The following is a 16,549-nucleotide window of genomic DNA, read 5'->3' on the forward strand; positions in this document are numbered from 1 at the left end:
CCATGCATGACCTGCGCGCCCTTCGCGCCGATCCCGACGGTTTCGATGCCGACCTCGCACGGCGGGGCCTTCCCGCGCAGGCTGCGGATATCGTTTCGCTGGATGAGGAACGCCGCGCGGCTTTGACGGCGCTTCAGGATCAGCAGGCCCGGCGCAAGACGCTGGCGCGCGAGATCGGCCAGGGCAAGAAGGCGGGTACTGACACAAGCGCGCTCGAGGCCGAGGCCGTGCGTCTGCGTGACGAGATGACGGCGCTGGAAACACGCGCCGCCGCCGCCCAGAGCGAGATCGATGCCCGTCTGGCGTCCCTGCCGAACCGGCTCGACCCGTCCGTGCCCGACGGCGAGGACGAGACGCAGAATGTCGTCGTGAAGCAGTGGGGCGAGGTCCGGCGGCCGAACTTCGCGCGACAGCATTTCGAGCTGGGCGATGCGCTGGGCATGATGGATTTTCCGACCGCCGCCAAGCTGGCCGGCACGCGCTTCGTCGTGCTGCGCGGGGCCCTGGCGCGTCTGGACCGTGCGCTCGGGCAGTTCATGCTCGACCTGCACACCACGGAGTTCGGCTACACCGAAACCCAGGTGCCGCTTCTGGTCAACGATGCGGCGATGTACGGCACCGACAAATTGCCGAAATTCGCCGAGGAGTCGTTCCGCACGGAAGATGGACGCTGGCTGATCCCGACTGCGGAGGTGCCGCTTACGGCGAGCGTTGCAGGCGACATTCTGGAGGCGGCGTCGCTGCCGCGTCGGATGACCGCGCTGTCGGCGTGTTTCCGGTCGGAAGCGGGTGCGGCCGGACGCGATGTGCGTGGCATGCTGCGCAGCCACCAGTTCTACAAGGTCGAGCTCGTGTCGGTCACGACACCGGATGCAAGCGAGACCGAGCACGAGCGCATGACGCGGGCGGCGGAGACCGTACTGGAGCGCCTGGGCATTGCCTATCGCCGGATGCTGCTGTGTGCCGGCGACACCGGGTTCGGCGCGGCGAAGACGTTCGATCTCGAGGCGTGGCTGCCGGGGCAGGGCGCGTGGCGGGAGATTTCCTCCTGCTCGAACACGCGCGACTTTCAGGCACGGCGCATGAATGCCCGTTATCGCGCGGAGGGCGGCCCCGCGTTTGTCCACACTCTAAATGGCTCGGGCCTTGCCGTGGGCCGGACATTGATCGCGGTGATGGAGACCTACCAGATGGACGACGGCCGGATCGAAGTGCCGGAGGCGCTTCGTCCCTATATGGGCGGTCTCGAAATCATCGGCTGATCCTTCCCGGGCAGGGGCGGCAAGTCGGGTTGTATATTGTGGCGGACGCATTGCCCCGGGCGGCGCCACGTTGTTTGAACGCCCAGGTCGGGCCTGGCCGAAGCGGAAATTCTGGATGGCGGCGTTCCCTGACGCGCCGTGCACCTTGCATGGACGGGAACCAGTGGGCCGCTGCAGGCTCCTTGGTATGAGCAATACGCAGCTCATGTTCGGATGCCGTCGCCAGCCTCAGATGCCTGATGTGTTGCGCGTCTGACTTGGCAAGGCGCCCCGCAGGGATTTCCGGCTGGCTGATCTTTCGGATCGACCCGACTTTATCTCGGGGCGTAAAGTTCGCCGGAATGGAGCAGGCGCCTGCACCCGCCTCTCTCAAGATAGCAGGATGTGCGCCGAATTTCCGGGTGATCGGCCCTCTGTATTTCGCTGGATCGATAATCCTGAGGCGTTTTGCAGGATCTGAGTGCCGCCTCCGCGTAACATCCGCGCTCTTCGAACTTTTTTGCGCGCTCCATGAACGTTCGGTGGCACGCTGACGTTCGACCGAGAACGGCAACGAAAAAGAGCGCAGAATGACTGAACGGCGACCCGCTGGCGCGACACCGCGCACCGTCCTCGTCGTGGAAGACGATGCGCTGGTGCGCCTCCTTGCAGTCGAACTGCTCAAGGAAGCCGGCCATAGCGTGCATCAGGCGCCGAATGCCCGCACGGCTCTTCGCCTGCTCAAGAGCAATCCCGAGATCGACACGCTTTTCACCGACGTATCCATGCCGATCGGCATGGACGGCGTCAGGTTGGTCGGAGCCGTACGTGAGGCATATCCCGACATCCAGGTGATCGTGACGTCCGGTGCACGGCACCCGAAGGCCGGCGACATGCCGCTGGGCGGGGTCTTTCTGCCGAAACCGTATGAGCCGGCCCATGTGCTGGCTGCGATCGGCGGAGCGGCCACCGCGTAAAGTCGTCGGGCCATATGTTCATGGCCCGTTTGACCGGATCAGTCCCGAACCGGTGGTCTGAGCCCGCGTCTGGCGGAATGTCAGCCGCGTCGTCTGCTGCTCCTGTCCCGTCCGCCGCTCTTGCGCGGCCCCGAACGCGGTGCCCGGCTGTCTTCCCTGTGTTCGCGTCCGCGGCTGTGCTGGCGCAGGACGGCTTCGATCCAGTCGTTCAGCGTGGCCGTGTTCGCTTCCGCGTCGTCGATCGCGGCGTAGGTCTCGGGGAAACGCTGGGCCATCCAGCGCCATGCAACGAGGCGCTTGTGGCGCTTTTCCGCGCGCTCGAGTTCCTGCCGGCTGGCCTGCGATGGGGCCACGAGATGGCCGGTGCCCGGTGGCTGAACCCTGCGACCCGCTGCATGATCCGACGCCCAGTGCGTCAGGCGGACGATGCCGTTGTCCCGTTCGTCAACCGGGCACATGGCATAGGTCCAGCGCTGCGACAGGTCGAGACCGTCCACGCCCTCCAGGTTTGCCGCAATCGCCACGGCCTGCTCCATGTCCGCGAGACGGTAGTTGGGATCGTCCGGCCGCAGCACGGCGCGCTTGATTCGGGCCAGCACACCATACAGGCTTTCGGATCCGATCTCGTCGGCCACCGCGCGCACGATATCGGCGTCGGGCTGCACCAGCGGGCGCAGTTCCGTGATCGGCTCGGGCGGCGCATGCAGCATCGCGCGGATGAAATTCGGGCTCCCGGCATTGGCCAGCACGCCCACGATTCCGTCCTCATGCAGTCCGTAGCGTCCGGCGCGTCCGCCGATCTGCTTGATTTCCTGCGTCGTGAGATCGCGCGTCTGGGTTCCATCGAACTTGCGCAGGCTGGTGAAGATCACGCGCTTGATCGAGAGGTTCAGGCCCATGCCGATGGCATCGGTCGCAACAAGGATGTCCGCATCGCCCGAATTGAAGCGCTGCGCCTCCGCGCGACGCACCTCCGGGCTGAGCGCGCCGTAGACCACTGCGATCCGCCGACCGCGCGTCAGCAGTTCCGCGCGCAGGTCGAGAACCTCGCGCCGCGAGAACGCGATCAGCGCATCGCCCGGGCGCAGTTCGTGCAGGCGGATGGTCGCGGATGCCGCACGCAGCGGGCTCTTGCGTTCGAGCGAGATCTCGTCGACCGGATCGCCGCACAGCTCGGCGATCCGTCGCACCAGCGGCACGCAGTCCGCAGCCCCCAGCACGAACAGGTGCCGCGCGGGCGCGCCCATGATCGCTGCGGTCCAGGCAGCGCCCCGGTCCGGGTCAGCCAGCATCTGGGCCTCGTCGATGATCGCGACATCGACCGGATTGTGCAGCGGACACATCTCGACCGTCGCGGCCAGATGGCGCGAGCCGGGCACCGTGATCCGCTCTTCACCGGTCGCGAGCGAGGCCGCGACACCGCGTGCCGCCAGTGCCTCGCGAAATTCGTGCGCCAGCAGCCGCAGGGGCGCCAGCGCCAGTCCGCTCTCGGCCTCTGCCAAAGCGTTGAGCGCGGTATAGGATTTGCCGGAGTTGGTCGGACCGGTCACCAGCGTGATGCGCCGGTTCAGCGCGCGGGCCGTGCGGAAATGCGCGGCATAGCGATCGAGGGCTGCGACGCGCGCGACGGCGGCATTGCCGGCGCTGCCGGTCTCCGGCACGAGGGACAGCAGATCCGCGCCACCCCGGCGCCCCGGTTTCGCATCCGGCATAACCCCGCGCCAGAGCGGCAGCTGCGTGCGCAGGCGCTTGAGTTCGACCGGATCGAACTGGAAATCTTCCGTGCCGTCGGGACGCGGAATGCGTCGCGTAACGGGCAGGCGGTTTTCCGCGATCCAGCGCAGGGCCTCGCGCGGACTGCAATGCAGGATGCGCGGCACCGCATCGAAACTGACGAGGCTCTGCTCCCACGCGGAAATCCGCGCATTTTCGGCCGCGCGGCGTTCGGCGGCCCGCGTCTCGATCTCGGCGCGGGCTGCCGTATCGGCTTCCTGCCGGGCCAGGGCGCTGCGGGCGAGCGTGTCGTCATCCACGCCGAATGCGGTGCCGACGGCGCGCGCCAGCAGGTCGAGCTGACGCGGCGACAGCACATGGCCGGAATCGACCAGGTCGGCCTGCACCGTGTCGAACGCGTCCTGTGCGTTCTGTCCCAGCGTGCGCAGGCGCTCGAACACGACGCCGTCCAGTATCGCCCGCAGTGCATACTCATCCGCCGTGGGATCGATGGTGCGGGCGGCGGCGGCCTCCATGTCGGGCTTGTCGATCCAGACCTCGCCCGCGCGCCGGGTGACATTCATTAACTGCGTGGCCCAGCCCTTGCGACGCACGACGCACAGGACCTCGCGGAAGGCATCCGGTTCGATCCGGGCCTCGCCGCCCGGCGTCAGGCGACGGGCAACCTGACGGGTCAGGCGCTGCATTTCACGCGGGGCGGCGTCGAGCCCGGTTTCGGCGAGTGCGCGGTCGGTTGCGACCTGTGCGGGGGAGAGGGCGTCCATCACTCCTTATGGTCGGATCGGGGGGCGCCTCGCAACCGTGTGAGCCAGCGCGGTGCCGTGGATCGATGGGTCCAAGGGGTTGCCATGTATTCAAGGCCGACCAGCGCCGAGAACGAGCCGACGCCGATCAGCGTCATCAGCATCATCGCGCCATAGACCCCGACCGTGTTCATCTGCGCGTTCGCGGACAACAGATAGGTGCCCAGGCCCATTTTCGACGATGCGGTCCACTCCCCGATGACGGCGCCCGTCACCGCATAGGATGCGCCGATCTTCAGCCCGGAGAACAGCGGGCCGAGGCACGCCGGCAGACGCACGATCAGGAACGTGCGCCAGGCGGAGCCACCCAGAAGACGGGCGAGATTGATCTGGTCGGGATCGACGCGGGCAAGACCGTCCATGACGTTCACGACGACCGGGAAGAACACGATCCACGCAACGATGATGAGCTTGGGCGTCATGCCGAAGCCGAATACGATCACGAGCGGGGCCGCGATGCCGACGATCGGGATGGCCTGGGAGGTCACGAGCGCCGGATAGGCAAGGCGTCCGAACAGCCGGATTTCCGACATCGCCACGGCAAGCACGATGCCGATCGCAGCCCCCAGCAGATACCCCGCGATCGTCTCGCTGAAGGTCTGCCACAGCAGCGCGCCCGATTGTCCCGCGTGGCGGATCAGTTCGGCGATCGTCTCGACCGGCGTCGGGACGATGTAGGGCGGCACGTGCGCGATCATGACGACCGCCTGCCAGAGCGCGAGCACGAGACCCATGGCGAGAAGCCAGAAGCCGCAGCGCACGAGCAGCGGATGGGCGCGCGTCACGCCGCACCCGACATGGATGCGGACGGGTCCGGGCCGCCATAAAGAAGGGAGAGCGCTTCGGCCTTCAGCGCCATGAATGCCGGCGATGCCATGCAGGCAATGTCGCGCGGGCGTGGCAGGTCGACATGCAGGATGCGTGCGATCCGGCCGGGGCGCGGCAGCATGACGACGACGCGATCGGCCAGAAAGAATGCCTCGTCGATGTCATGCGTCACGAAAAGGACCGTGCGTTTCAGGCCCGACCAGATCTCGAGCAGCCATTTCTGCATTGCAAGCCGGGTCTGGCTGTCGAGCGCGCCGAACGGCTCGTCCAGCAGCATCAGCTCCCGCCCGGCCGCGATCGTGCGCATAAGCGCAATGCGCTGGCGCATGCCGCCCGACATGGCGCCCGGATAGTGATCGAGATACTCGCCAAGCCCGTATCGCCGTGCCAGATCGGCAGCCTGCGCGCGGTCCTCACGGGTCACGCCCCGTGTCAGCGCCGCGCCCAGCACGATGTTGTCGAGCGCCGTACGCCACGGCAGCAGCAGATCCTTCTGCAGCATGTAGCCGACATAGCCGGGCTTCCCCATGATATCTGTCCCGTCCAGCGTTATCGCGCCTGAATCGATCCGCAGCAGGCCCGAGACCGCGTTGAACAGCGTGCTCTTGCCGCAGCCCGATGCGCCGAGGATGCAGACGAACTCACCCGGTGCGATATCGAGGCTGACGTCATCGAGCACGCGGTTGGCGCCGAAAGCATGGCGGACGTTGCAGATTGCAAGTTTCGGGGCATGGGGCATGGCGTCAGAGCATCCTGACCGTGTCGCCCTCGAAATAATAGACTTCCTCGTATTTGCAGGCGAGCGGGCTTCCGATCCGCGCGATGTGGGGCTCGAACGTGAAATAGGTGACGGAGCCAAACGTCTGCGCGTTCTTCGCATCGATGATCGCGAAGTCGGCCGGGTCGGTGGCGAGGCTGTGGCCATAGGCGTCCAGCAGGTCGAGGTTTTCATACCCTGCGTCGCGGATCTTCGCGGCCATGATGCTGTGGAGTTCGGCAAACGTCATGGATGGCGTGACAATCTTGATGAAGTCGGCATGCAGCGCCCGCTGCAATGCCATGCCGGCCGCCTGTTCGGTTCCGGCCGTTTCGGCATCGACCACCTGACCGCCGCGCAGAAAGTATGTGCGGGCGCTGTCACCGAAAATCGTGCCGATCCGGGGGCCGACGTCGATCGTCACCATGGCATCGGGACCGATCGGCGTCTCCGACGGTGTGTAACTGCTGTCGAATACCGAGAGGCGCAGGCGGTCGCCGGCCAGAACGAAGGCAGGCGTGTTGCCCCAGAAGCCCGACGCCCCATGCTTCAGCATCAGCTCATGGCAGGCAGTATGGAGGCTGGCTTCGGAACTTTCGGGCGTCATGAAGCCCGCAATGTCCCGCAGGACCGTGCGCGCGATATCCTGGGCCGCGCGATAGGCATCGAGGTCAGTCGGTATTCTGGGGCACGGGACAGTCTGCATGGCGTTACCTCGGGAGATAGGCGTTGGTGAAATAGGTCTTGGGATCGCGCACATGGTCGATCACGCCGATGTCGTGCATCGCCCCGGCAAGGGCGGCCCATGACACCGCGCTTTGCTGCAGAAGCTCCGGTAGCGCGCCCAGATAGGGGATCGTGGTGTGCCAGCCGACACGGTCGTAGAGCGGGCTGTCCACCATGGGGTAGGTCCGCGCGAACAGGGCGGCGGCTTCGTCGGGATGGCTGATGCTCCATGCCGTCGCGTCGTGCGTGGCAGCCAGGAACGCACGGGCGTCATCGCCATGGGCGGCGAGCCATCGTGGAGACGCGGTGTAGGCCCAGATCGGGAGATCGGGCACGCCCGTGCGGTCGCGGCAGGCGAGGGACGGCATCCTGCCTGTTTCCGCAATCGAATCCGCGACCGAGAACGGGGCGACGTTGGTCGCGAGGTCGAGCCGCCCGGCCAGCAGGAGCGGCAGGTCCTCGAACTGCGTGATGATCTGCTGCACGTCGTCCGGGTTCGTGATGCCGTTCCGGGCAAACAGGAGATGCATCATCACGGCGGTCCAGGAATCGGTGAAAACGCCGATCGTCTTGCCGCGCAGATGCCCAAGGTCGATCGCCTGGCCCGGTCGGCCGACGACGCACCAGCTGTTATGCTGGTCGAACCCGGCGATCGCGGTCAGGGGCAGGCTGATGTTCGCTGCGAAAATGACGTCCGTGCGGGACTCCATGCCGATTTCGGCCTGCCCGGTTGCGAGCATGCGCGCCGTCGTCTGCGCGTCCGGCGGCAGCACGATGGAGACGTCCAGCCCGCGGGCCCGATAGAGCCCCTGTGCCTGTGCAACCACGATCGGGATGAGCAGGAAACCCTGCACGGGCCAGAAATAGACGAGGCGGACCGGATGAAGGGGCTCGGCCACGGCAGGCGACCGCGTGCCATCGAACAGTACCATGAGGCCCAGAAACAGCGACAGAAATCGGGCCGTCCGCATCCGTTTCCTTTCGCGCGCACTGTATGAAGACAACATTCCCTGTAGTCCGAGCGTTCCGCCTGCGCAACCTTTCGGGGTTTGGCAGATGCACCGAAGTGTTTGCGTAATCCGTCCGATGTTCTAGAACGCCCAACCATCGATCCGGTCCGGTCCGTACCAGGACGTTCACATGGGGCCATTGTCCACGCGCCTTTGCGCGCCAACGCCAGCAGCAGAGAGTGTCGCCTGATGTCAGATGTCGCGTTCCCCGTACTCGATACGCCGCTTACCGGCCTCGTGCCGTATGAAGGGCATCCGGGCCAGTACCGTCTCGGTGCGCCTTCCAAGGAATACGGTCATCTGCAGGCCTGCAAGGTGACGTCCGTCCATCACTGGACCGACCGGCTGTTCAGCTTCACGACCACGCGCGATGCCTCCCTGCGTTTCGAGAACGGCCAGTTCGCGATGATCGGGATCGAGGTCGAGGGCAAGCCGCTCCTGCGCGCCTATTCGCTCGCTTCAGCGAACTACGAGGACCAGCTCGAGTTCCTGTCCATCGCCGTGCCGGAAGGGCCGCTGACGTCGCGCCTGCGCCACGTGAAAGTAGGCGACACGGTGCTCGTCGGGCGCAAGCCGACCGGCACGCTGCTGCTCGACAACCTGCGCCCCGGCCGCAATCTCTACTTCCTCGCAACCGGCACCGGGCTCGCGCCGTTCATGTCGCTGATCAAGGACCCAGAGGCGTACGAGCGCTATGACAACGTCATCCTCAGCCACACCGTGCGGACTTCGGGTGAGCTGGCTTATGCCAACCACATCCGTCACGAACTGCCGCAGCACGAGTTTCTGGGCGAGGACGTTGCCGCGAAGCTGAAGTATTATCCCGCTGTCACCCGCGAGGAATTCGCGGTCACCGACCGGATCACGACCCTGCTCGAGAATGGCAAGATCTTCGCCGATCTCGGCATCGATGCGCTGGATCCGGAACATGACCGCGTCATGATCTGCGGGAGCCCCGAAATGCTGGCCGATACCGAGAAGCTTCTCGTCTCGCGCGGGTTCGACGAAGGCAACATGAACAACCAGGGTGCCTACGTCATCGAAAAAGCCTTCGTCGACAAATAAGGACCTCCATCATGGCGCAGACCTCCTCCGATACCCCGCTTTACGACCTCTTTGTCATCGGCGCCGGTTCGGGCGGTGTGCGCTGCGCCAGGATCGCGGCCCAGCATGGAGCCTCGGTCGGCATCGCCGAGAGCCGGCACTGGGGCGGGACCTGCGTCAATCTGGGCTGCGTGCCCAAGAAGCTCATGGTCTATGCGTCCGAATATCCGGACATGATCGACGATGCGGTGGCTTACGGCTGGGACGCGGCTCATGGAGAACATGACTGGACCCGGCTGATTGACGCGAAGGATCGCGAGATCGAGCGCCTGAACGGCATCTATGTGAAGATGCTGGGCAAGGCGGGGGTCGCTCTCCACACGGGCCGCGCGACGATCAACGGTGTCGATGCGGACGGTATATTCTCGCTCGAGATCGGACCGTCGCCACTGGCACCCGACGCCGCGCCGCAGTCGGTCCGCGCGCGCCGGGTCGTGATCGCGACGGGATCGCATCCGGTCCGCCCGCCCATCGCAGGCGCTGAGCACGCGATCGTCTCGGACGACGCCTTCCACCTGCCGCAGCGCCCCGAGCGCGTATGTATCGTGGGGTCCGGCTATATCGGTGTCGAATTCGCCAGCATCTTCGCGGGTCTCGAGTCGCATGTCGATCTCGTCTACCGCCAGGACAGACCCCTGCGCGGCTTCGATGACGAACTGCGCACGCACCTGGCCGAGATGCTGCCGGGACGGGGAATCGTCGCCCATCCGAAAGCGTCGCCGGTCGAGATCGCACAGGACGGTGAAGGCTATCGCGTTGTCCTCGATAACGGTGGCGTCATCGAGACCGACTGCGTGTTTCTGGCGACAGGGCGCAAGCCCAATATCGGCGGCCTTGGTCTGGAGGCCCTCGGTGTGGCGTTGCCGGATGGGCGCATCGCGGTCGACGAGGCGAGCCAGACCAATCGGCCGGGCCTCTACGCTATCGGTGACGTGACGGACCGTCACAACCTGACGCCCACGGCCATTGCCGAGGGGCATATCCTGGCCGAGCACCTGTTCGGCGAAAAGCAGCGGGCCTGGTCGTTCGATACGACGCCCAAGGCCGTGTTCTTCACGCCGGCGCTCGCGAGCTGCGGGCTGACCGAGGACGAGGCTGCTGCCGGGGACGATATCGAGATATTCTCGACATCGTTCACGCCGCTGCGCCAGACGATTTCCGGTCGGGAGACCAAGGTGTTCATGAAACTGGTCGTGCGCGCGCGGGATCAGGTCGTTGTCGGCGCGCACATGATCGGCGGCGATGCGGCGGAAGTCATGCAGGCGGTGGCAATCTGCATCACCGGAGGGCTGACGAAGCACGATTTCGACCGGACGATCGGCATCCACCCCACCTCCGCCGAGGAACTGGTCACGATGCGCAGCCCCACGCGGCATGTGCCGCAGCGTGGGGCCGCATCCTGACGCGGCCCTCGTCGGTCAGCCGCGCAGGAAGTTCAGCAGGTCCCGGTTGAGGCGGTCGGGCTCTGTCGCGAAGAGCCCGTGGGGCGCGCCTTCGTATTCGATATATTGCGCACCCGAGATCGCCTCGGCTGCACGTCTGCCGGTGACGTTCGCCGGCACGGCTGCGTCGCTCGATCCGTGGATCACGAGCGTCGGGACCGTGAACGCTGCCAGGTCCGGGCGGAAATCCGTCGTAGACCATGCTTTCGCGGCAGCAAGTGTCGCAATCGGGCTCGCCATGATGCCCAGCATGAAGCTCCAGTTCAGCAGGGCATCGCTGACGGGCTTGCGCAGCATGCCGACGCCGTAGAACTGCTTGGCGAAATCGGTCAGGAACGCGAAGCGGTCCTTGCGGATCGCGCTGTCGATCCCGTCGAACACGCTCTGGTCCACGCCGTCCGGGTTGTCATCGGTCTTGAGAAGGAACGGCACGACCGAGGCCACGAGGGCGACGCGCGCAATACGGCTGGCCCCGTGACGGGACAGGTAGCGCGCGACTTCACCGCCACCCATCGAAAATCCGACGAGCGTCGTGCCCTGAAGATCGAGTTCCTCGATCACGGTTGCCAGATCGTCGGCAAACGTATCGTAGTCGTACGGTCCGATCGGATGGCTGGACTGGCCGAAACCGCGGCGATCATAGGTGATGACGCGATACCCTGCCTCGAGCAGGGCAACGGTCTGGTATTCCCACATGTCGCCCGTCAGCGGCCAACCGTGGATGAGGATGACGGGCGCGCCGGTGCCTGCGTCCTTGACGTGCAGATTGACCCCGTCGCGGGTCTGGATGGAAGGCATGTCTGGCGGCTCCGTCATCAGATGTCTGGTCCGGGATTAACCGAAGGCCGCGATCGAGGTTCCCTCGCACCATGATGCCGCCGGCAACATTGGCAGTCACTCGCCATGGTCCCGGCACTCTTGCTCGGAAGAAGTATCGCGCGGGCGCGCTCTGGCGCGGAGCTGGCAGAGAGCGCGTCAGGGAACGACGACGGTCACCATGTCCTTGCCGAAACCATTGAGGATCGCCTGCGCATCCCAGGGCGTCGACGGATCGCCTCGGTGAAAGATGCCCTCGTGCAGCCCGTTTCCATTGGCGACAGGTGTGCCGTGTGACGCAATGAAGCGCACCGTCGAACCGGGGCTCTTCAACGCAGCCCAGTTCTGTGCACGGACCTGCTCGATTGCCGGGATTGCCGCTGCGGACTGCCGCAGCCCATCAGCGCGAACGTTCAGCAGAAATGCCATGCCGCAGGCCAGCAGAACTGCGCGCGTGCGGGACAGCGCCAGCGGCAGCAGCCCTGCCAGCGTCGCGACGGAGAGCAGGACGAGCGTTTCCTGCACCGTCGTATGCCGCTGGCAGCAATACATGCCGAATGCGCGCAGGGCCGCGGCGATGGACAGCCATGCGCCGAGGATCATGGCGCCGCCCCATGCGAAAGCCAGCCGCCGATCGGGCGCCGGATTGTCAGACCCGCGTGCGAACAGGACAACGCCCGCCAGAAGCATGGCCGAGCCAATCCACATGTTCGGCGCAAGTCCCGAAACCAGCGCCGGGCCGTTCAGAAAGATCCGTCCGAGAATCGGCAGCGCGCCCAGCAGGCTGGCGCCGGTCGCATTGGCATAGGGCGTATGAGCCCAGACCTCGCTCGCGTCCTGCATTCGTCCGAACCAGGTCAGGCCGCATATGACGGCTCCCACGATCCCGGGCACGATGAGCGGGAGCCGAGCGACAGGGCGGCGCCATGTCAGGGCGGTGGCCAGGCCGCTCCAGGCAAGGGCTACCGTCGCACCGATCTCGTTGCTGCAGGCCGCCACGATCTGAAGTGCTGCAAGCCGCCACAGATCGGACGATGAACGAAGCGGTCCCCTCAGCAGCACGGTCGCGCCGATGACGGCTCCGATCATCGGCACATAGGCGCAGGCGCCGACCGGCCAGTAGAACGCTTCTCCGGGTTCGCGCAGCATGAGTGCGAGTGCCAGCAGGGTCAGACCCGTTGCAACGCCCCGTCCGTCGCGCCGGAGCGCCGGTATTGCGACGGCGAGAACCACGGCTATGAACCAGAGCAGGCCTAGAATTTCGGGGATCAGTGGACGGCCGACGACCATCGCCGTGCGCATGTAGGCCCAGTCCAGAATCTCGCTTAACGGACGGGGACTGCGCCCGGTGACCTCGGCGCCGACCATCCGGTCGAAGGGATAGCGGATGCCGACGCGCTGGATCGCGTGCAGCATGCCGAATTCGTCGCCCTGCCAATGTCCTGCCGGCAACAGGCGTGCGTAAGAGCAAAGGACGATTACGGCCATGCCTGCGACCGCGCCCCGGGCAAGCAGCTTGAGGAGATGGCCCGGCGCCGCCGGTCTAGTCACCATGACGTTCGAGAATCTCGCACGTGTCGCCCACGGAGATTGATCCCGTCTGCTCGATGACGGCCTGCACGCCGAACGTCGGCGCACCGGTATGCTTGCGAAGGCGGGCAAGCGTGCGCAGCGGCTCGGTCTTGTTCGGACGCCGCGCAGTCTTTGGATTGATCGTCACGATGATGCAGCGGGTGCATTTCTGCGTGACGCGCAGGATGCAGCCGCCGACGCGCAGGCGCAGCCAGTGATCCTCATCCCACGCCGGCGTGTCGGCGATCACGATGTTCGGCCGGAAACGATCCATCGGAACGCCGTTCGACAGCTCGCTGTTCAGTGCCTCGAGCGAGGCTTCCGTCGTGATGAGAAGCGGCAGGTCGTCGGCAAGGTTGACGGCGCTGTCTCCGCCATCGAAACGGGCCCGCCGGGCCTGCGGGTCGCACTGGAAGGCGAGGCGCACCGGCTTGTCGAGCTGCCGGCTCAGCGTGTCGGACACGCTAGCATCGGCCAGCCGCAGGGCGTGAGGCGTGCCCCAGAGCGAACCTTCGCAATCCCGGGGGCCTTCAGGCCATGGCACCGCGTTTTCGAGAAGGTCCGGAAAATGCAGCCCGTCCGCGCTCGCGTGGACGTCGATCAGCGCCATCGTGGCAACTTCACGCTGGGTCAGGATCGTGCCGGCTTCGTCCAGCAGAACCCACCGCCGGTCGAACTGCAGGCCCTGAGGCTCGAGCACGGCTGTATCGAGCAGCTCGCACCCGAGGCTTTTGACCGGATAGCGCCGCAGGGACGAGACGATCATGCGGGTCGGATCAGCGCGGTGCGACCCAGCCGTTTCCCGTCGCATCTCCAAGAGAGCCCTGCTGGGTCGGAGAACTGTTGGTATAGGACGAGCCGAACTTGGTCAGATTGGCGCCCGTCACCGGGTCGCGCTGGATCGTCGAGAGATGATCCGGGTCCGGCCCGTGGTTGATGTCGTTGGACGGCGTGTCCTGATAACCGGGCGGCAGATTGTGCTTGCCGTGGGCGGTGTAGTGCTCGCCCGGGCCCGCATGCTCGACGCTGTTGTCCTGGCCCTGCGTGTTGGTCGACTGCGCCGCGTGGTCGCCTGCCGTGTAGGGCAGGCTCTGCGCGTATGCCGCGCCCGCAAAGCCCATGGCCGTCACGGCGAGAAGAGCGGCGCGGGCGGCATTATACCGGTGGCGGATCATCGGCATGGCCTTCCGTGTCCTGATGTGGCGGCGGGGTCGCCGGTGATGAAAAGACTTGGCGTGCGGGACAACCTTGCGGCATGCCCTTCGCCTAACGGGCGACATCCCATATTCGAGGCAGTGCTGCCAGCATATTCTCGCAGTACTGGCCCGATGGTCGGTCCCGCCGACCGGGGGTGCGCCCTGATCAGGGAGGATGCGCATGGACGATCTGTTCAAGCCTGCGGACGATACCGCGTCCAGGCCCCTCGCACCCGGCGCCGTGCACATGCCGGGCTTTGCGGCCCCGCTCGAGCCGGCCCTGCTGGCCCATATCGAGCGCATTGCGCGCGCCGCGCCGTTTCGCCATCTCGCAACGCCCGGTGGCGGGCGCATGTCGGTCGGGATGACGAACTGCGGCGACGTCGGCTGGTATTCGGATGCCGCGGGCTATCGCTATGTCGAGACCGATCCTTCGACGGACCGGCCCTGGCCGAAGATGCCGGTAATGTTCCTCGACCTTGCCGTGTCCGCGGCCGAGGCTGCGGGCTATGCAAGTTTTGCGCCGCAGGGATGCCTCATCAACCGGTATGAACCCGGCGCCCGGATGGGCCTGCATCAGGATCGCGACGAAAACAGGGTGGATGCGCCGGTGGTCTCGGTCTCGATCGGGGCGAAGGCGATCTTCTCGTTCGGCGGGCCGAACCGGTCGGATCCTTGCCAGCGCGTGCTCCTCATGGGAGGAGACGTGGTCGTGTGGGGCGGGCCGTCGAGACTGTATTTCCATGGCGTCGGCGCGCCACGCAGCCCAGGCTTCGGCGATGGCGTGCGCTACAATCTGACCTTCCGGGCGTGCGGCTGAAGCGATAGACGGCCGCCGGCCCGGATTTGTTGTGCCGCGCTCTTTGCGCGGCCCTGCAAAGTTCGCCATAAGACCCGGTTCCCGGCACGAGAGGCGTGCCGGACAGAGATAAAGGATGACGACCGTGACCATCGATTCCCGTGACGAAGCACAGCGCGCGGCCTGGACGCCTGCGAGCTGGCGCGGGTATCCGGTCCGACAGATGCCGCGCTATGACGATCCCGCCGCCCTTGAGGCCGTGGAAGCGCGTCTGCGCCGGTATCCGCCCCTCGTCTTCGCGGGCGAGGCGCGGCGTCTCAAGGCCCAGCTTGCCGCGGCATCCCGTGGCGAGGCGTTCGTCCTGCAGGGTGGCGCCTGCGCCGAGAGCTTCGACGAATTCACGGCCGACATCGTCCGCGACACGTTCCGTGTTCTGCTGCAGATGGCGGTCGTGCTCACGTTTGCCGCAAAGGTTCCGGTGGTGAAGATCGGGCGGATGGCCGGCCAGTATGCCAAGCCGCGCTCGTCCGAGACCGAGACCATCGGCGACACCACGCTGCCCTGCTATCGTGGCGACATCATCAATGGCCCGGCGTTCGACGCGGCCGCGCGTGCGGCCGATCCGCACCGGATGGAGACGGGCTATTTCCAGTCCGCCGGGGTCATGAACCTCCTGCGCGCCTTTGCGTCGGGTGGATTTGCGAACCTGCACGAGGTGCATCGCTGGAATCTGGGCTTCGTGGAGCGCTCGCCGCTTGCGGCGCGCTATCGTGATCTGGCGCAGCGCATCGACGAGACGCTGTCGTTCATGGGCGCCTGCGGCCTGTCGCAGCGCGCGCCCCAGATCGACGAGACGGAGTTCTACACGTCGCACGAGGCGCTGCTCCTGCCGTACGAGCAGGCGCTGACCCGCGTGGATAGCCTGAGCGGCGAGTGGTACGATTGCTCCGCGCATTTCGTGTGGATCGGCGATCGGACGCGCCAGCCGGACGGCGCGCATGTCGAGTTCCTGCGCGGGGTGCGCAATCCGATCGGCATCAAGGTCGGACCGACCACCGATGCAGCGGATCTGGATCGTCTTCTCGATATCCTCAACCCGAGCGACGAGGCCGGGCGCATCACCCTGATCTCGCGCATGGGGGCCGAGCGCGTGCACGACCTGCTGCCGCCGCTGCTCGATCGCGTGCGTGCGCTCGGCCGCAAGGTGACGTGGGTCTGTGATCCGATGCACGGCAACACGGTCTCCACCATCAACAAGATCAAGACCCGTCGCTTTGAGTCCATCGTGGCCGAGGTGCGCGGGTTCTGCTCCGTGTTTGCGGATGCAGGCATCCCGCCGGGTGGCGTGCATATCGAAATGACGGGTCAGGACGTCACCGAGTGCGTCGGCGGCGCCCATCGCCTGACCGAGGATGATCTGGGCAACCGCTACGAGACGTTCTGCGATCCCCGGCTGAATGCCGAGCAATCGCTGGAGATGGCATTCCTGCTGGCCGAGGAACTGACCGAGCAGGTTCGGGCGCGCGTCGAGCGTGCGTGAACGG

The 16,549-nt window shown here is 66.0% G+C and carries 15 protein-coding genes; 6 read left to right on the forward strand and 9 right to left on the reverse strand.

The window, feature by feature from the left end; translation table 11 throughout:
• Positions 1 to 2 precede the first annotated feature (2 nt).
• Entirely contained in the window at positions 3 to 1,262 is a 1,260-nt protein-coding gene (gene serS / locus B8446_RS07555; protein WP_048848735.1) for a serine--tRNA ligase, read from the forward strand.
• A gap of 569 nt (positions 1,263 to 1,831) precedes the next feature.
• Positions 1,832 to 2,218: a response regulator gene (locus tag B8446_RS07560; RefSeq protein WP_048848736.1), complete on the forward strand. Its 387-nt coding sequence runs from the start codon at positions 1,832 to 1,834 to the stop codon at positions 2,216 to 2,218.
• 80 nt (positions 2,219 to 2,298) lie between these two features.
• Here the strand turns inward: B8446_RS07560 and B8446_RS07565 are convergent, their stop codons facing one another.
• The 5 genes from B8446_RS07565 to B8446_RS07585 are packed head-to-tail and all read right to left on the reverse strand — an operon-like array spanning position 2,299 to position 8,037.
• Positions 2,299 to 4,716 (reverse strand): DEAD/DEAH box helicase, encoded by a 2,418-nt coding sequence (locus B8446_RS07565; protein WP_084712162.1) that lies wholly within the window; start codon positions 4,714 to 4,716, stop codon positions 2,299 to 2,301.
• Positions 4,716 to 5,540: an ABC transporter permease gene (locus B8446_RS07570; RefSeq protein ID WP_048848738.1), complete on the reverse strand. Its 825-nt coding sequence runs from the start codon at positions 5,538 to 5,540 to the stop codon at positions 4,716 to 4,718. Before B8446_RS07570 ends, B8446_RS07565 begins: the two co-directional genes overlap by 1 nt.
• Positions 5,537 to 6,322: an ABC transporter ATP-binding protein gene (locus B8446_RS07575; protein WP_048848739.1), complete on the reverse strand. Its 786-nt coding sequence runs from the start codon at positions 6,320 to 6,322 to the stop codon at positions 5,537 to 5,539. The genes B8446_RS07570 and B8446_RS07575 overlap by 4 nt, the downstream gene beginning before the upstream one ends.
• Positions 6,323 to 6,326: 4 nt before the next feature.
• Positions 6,327 to 7,046 (reverse strand): M24 family metallopeptidase, encoded by a 720-nt coding sequence (locus B8446_RS07580; protein ID WP_048848740.1) that lies wholly within the window; start codon positions 7,044 to 7,046, stop codon positions 6,327 to 6,329.
• A 4-nt stretch (positions 7,047 to 7,050) separates the two neighbouring features.
• Positions 7,051 to 8,037 carry an ABC transporter substrate-binding protein gene (locus B8446_RS07585; RefSeq protein ID WP_048848741.1) on the reverse strand — a complete coding sequence of 329 codons (987 nt, stop codon included), beginning with the start codon at positions 8,035 to 8,037 and terminating at the stop codon, positions 7,051 to 7,053.
• 228 nt (positions 8,038 to 8,265) lie between these two features.
• Here B8446_RS07585 and B8446_RS07590 point away from each other — a divergent pair, with 228 nt between their 5' ends.
• Both B8446_RS07590 and gorA read left to right on the forward strand, forming a co-directional pair.
• Positions 8,266 to 9,141, forward strand: a complete 876-nt coding sequence (locus B8446_RS07590) for a ferredoxin--NADP reductase (protein ID WP_048848742.1) — start codon at positions 8,266 to 8,268, stop codon at positions 9,139 to 9,141.
• An 11-nt stretch (positions 9,142 to 9,152) separates the two neighbouring features.
• Positions 9,153 to 10,583: a glutathione-disulfide reductase gene (gene gorA, locus B8446_RS07595; protein ID WP_048848743.1), complete on the forward strand. Its 1,431-nt coding sequence runs from the start codon at positions 9,153 to 9,155 to the stop codon at positions 10,581 to 10,583.
• 15 nt (positions 10,584 to 10,598) lie between these two features.
• On the opposite strand, the gene B8446_RS07600 is transcribed toward gorA, so the two are convergent.
• From B8446_RS07600 to B8446_RS07615, 4 genes are all read right to left on the reverse strand, one after another.
• Entirely contained in the window at positions 10,599 to 11,420 is an 822-nt protein-coding gene (locus B8446_RS07600; RefSeq protein ID WP_048848845.1) for an alpha/beta fold hydrolase, read from the reverse strand.
• Positions 11,421 to 11,597: 177 nt separating this feature from the next.
• On the reverse strand, positions 11,598 to 12,992 hold the full coding sequence (locus B8446_RS07605) for a hypothetical protein (protein ID WP_048848744.1): 1,395 nt from the start codon (positions 12,990 to 12,992) through the stop codon (positions 11,598 to 11,600).
• The gene (locus B8446_RS07610) at positions 12,982 to 13,776 is read right to left on the reverse strand and encodes an MOSC domain-containing protein (protein ID WP_048848745.1); all 795 of its coding nucleotides are present in this window, start codon (positions 13,774 to 13,776) and stop codon (positions 12,982 to 12,984) included. The genes B8446_RS07605 and B8446_RS07610 overlap by 11 nt, the downstream gene beginning before the upstream one ends.
• Before the next feature lie 10 nt (positions 13,777 to 13,786).
• A complete protein-coding gene (locus tag B8446_RS07615; protein WP_048848746.1) occupies positions 13,787 to 14,191 on the reverse strand; it encodes a hypothetical protein in 405 nt (134 codons plus the stop codon).
• A gap of 196 nt (positions 14,192 to 14,387) precedes the next feature.
• On the opposite strand from B8446_RS07615, the gene alkB reads away from it, so the two are divergent.
• Both alkB and B8446_RS07625 read left to right on the forward strand, forming a co-directional pair.
• Positions 14,388 to 15,026 (forward strand): DNA oxidative demethylase AlkB, encoded by a 639-nt coding sequence (gene alkB / locus B8446_RS07620; protein ID WP_199484069.1) that lies wholly within the window; start codon positions 14,388 to 14,390, stop codon positions 15,024 to 15,026.
• Positions 15,027 to 15,156: 130 nt separating this feature from the next.
• Entirely contained in the window at positions 15,157 to 16,545 is a 1,389-nt protein-coding gene (locus B8446_RS07625) for a class II 3-deoxy-7-phosphoheptulonate synthase (protein WP_373277137.1), read from the forward strand.
• Positions 16,546 to 16,549 lie beyond the last annotated feature (4 nt).

It is taken from the genome of Tanticharoenia sakaeratensis NBRC 103193, assembly GCF_000963885.1.
Taxonomy (GTDB): Bacteria; Pseudomonadota; Alphaproteobacteria; order Acetobacterales; family Acetobacteraceae; genus Tanticharoenia; species Tanticharoenia sakaeratensis.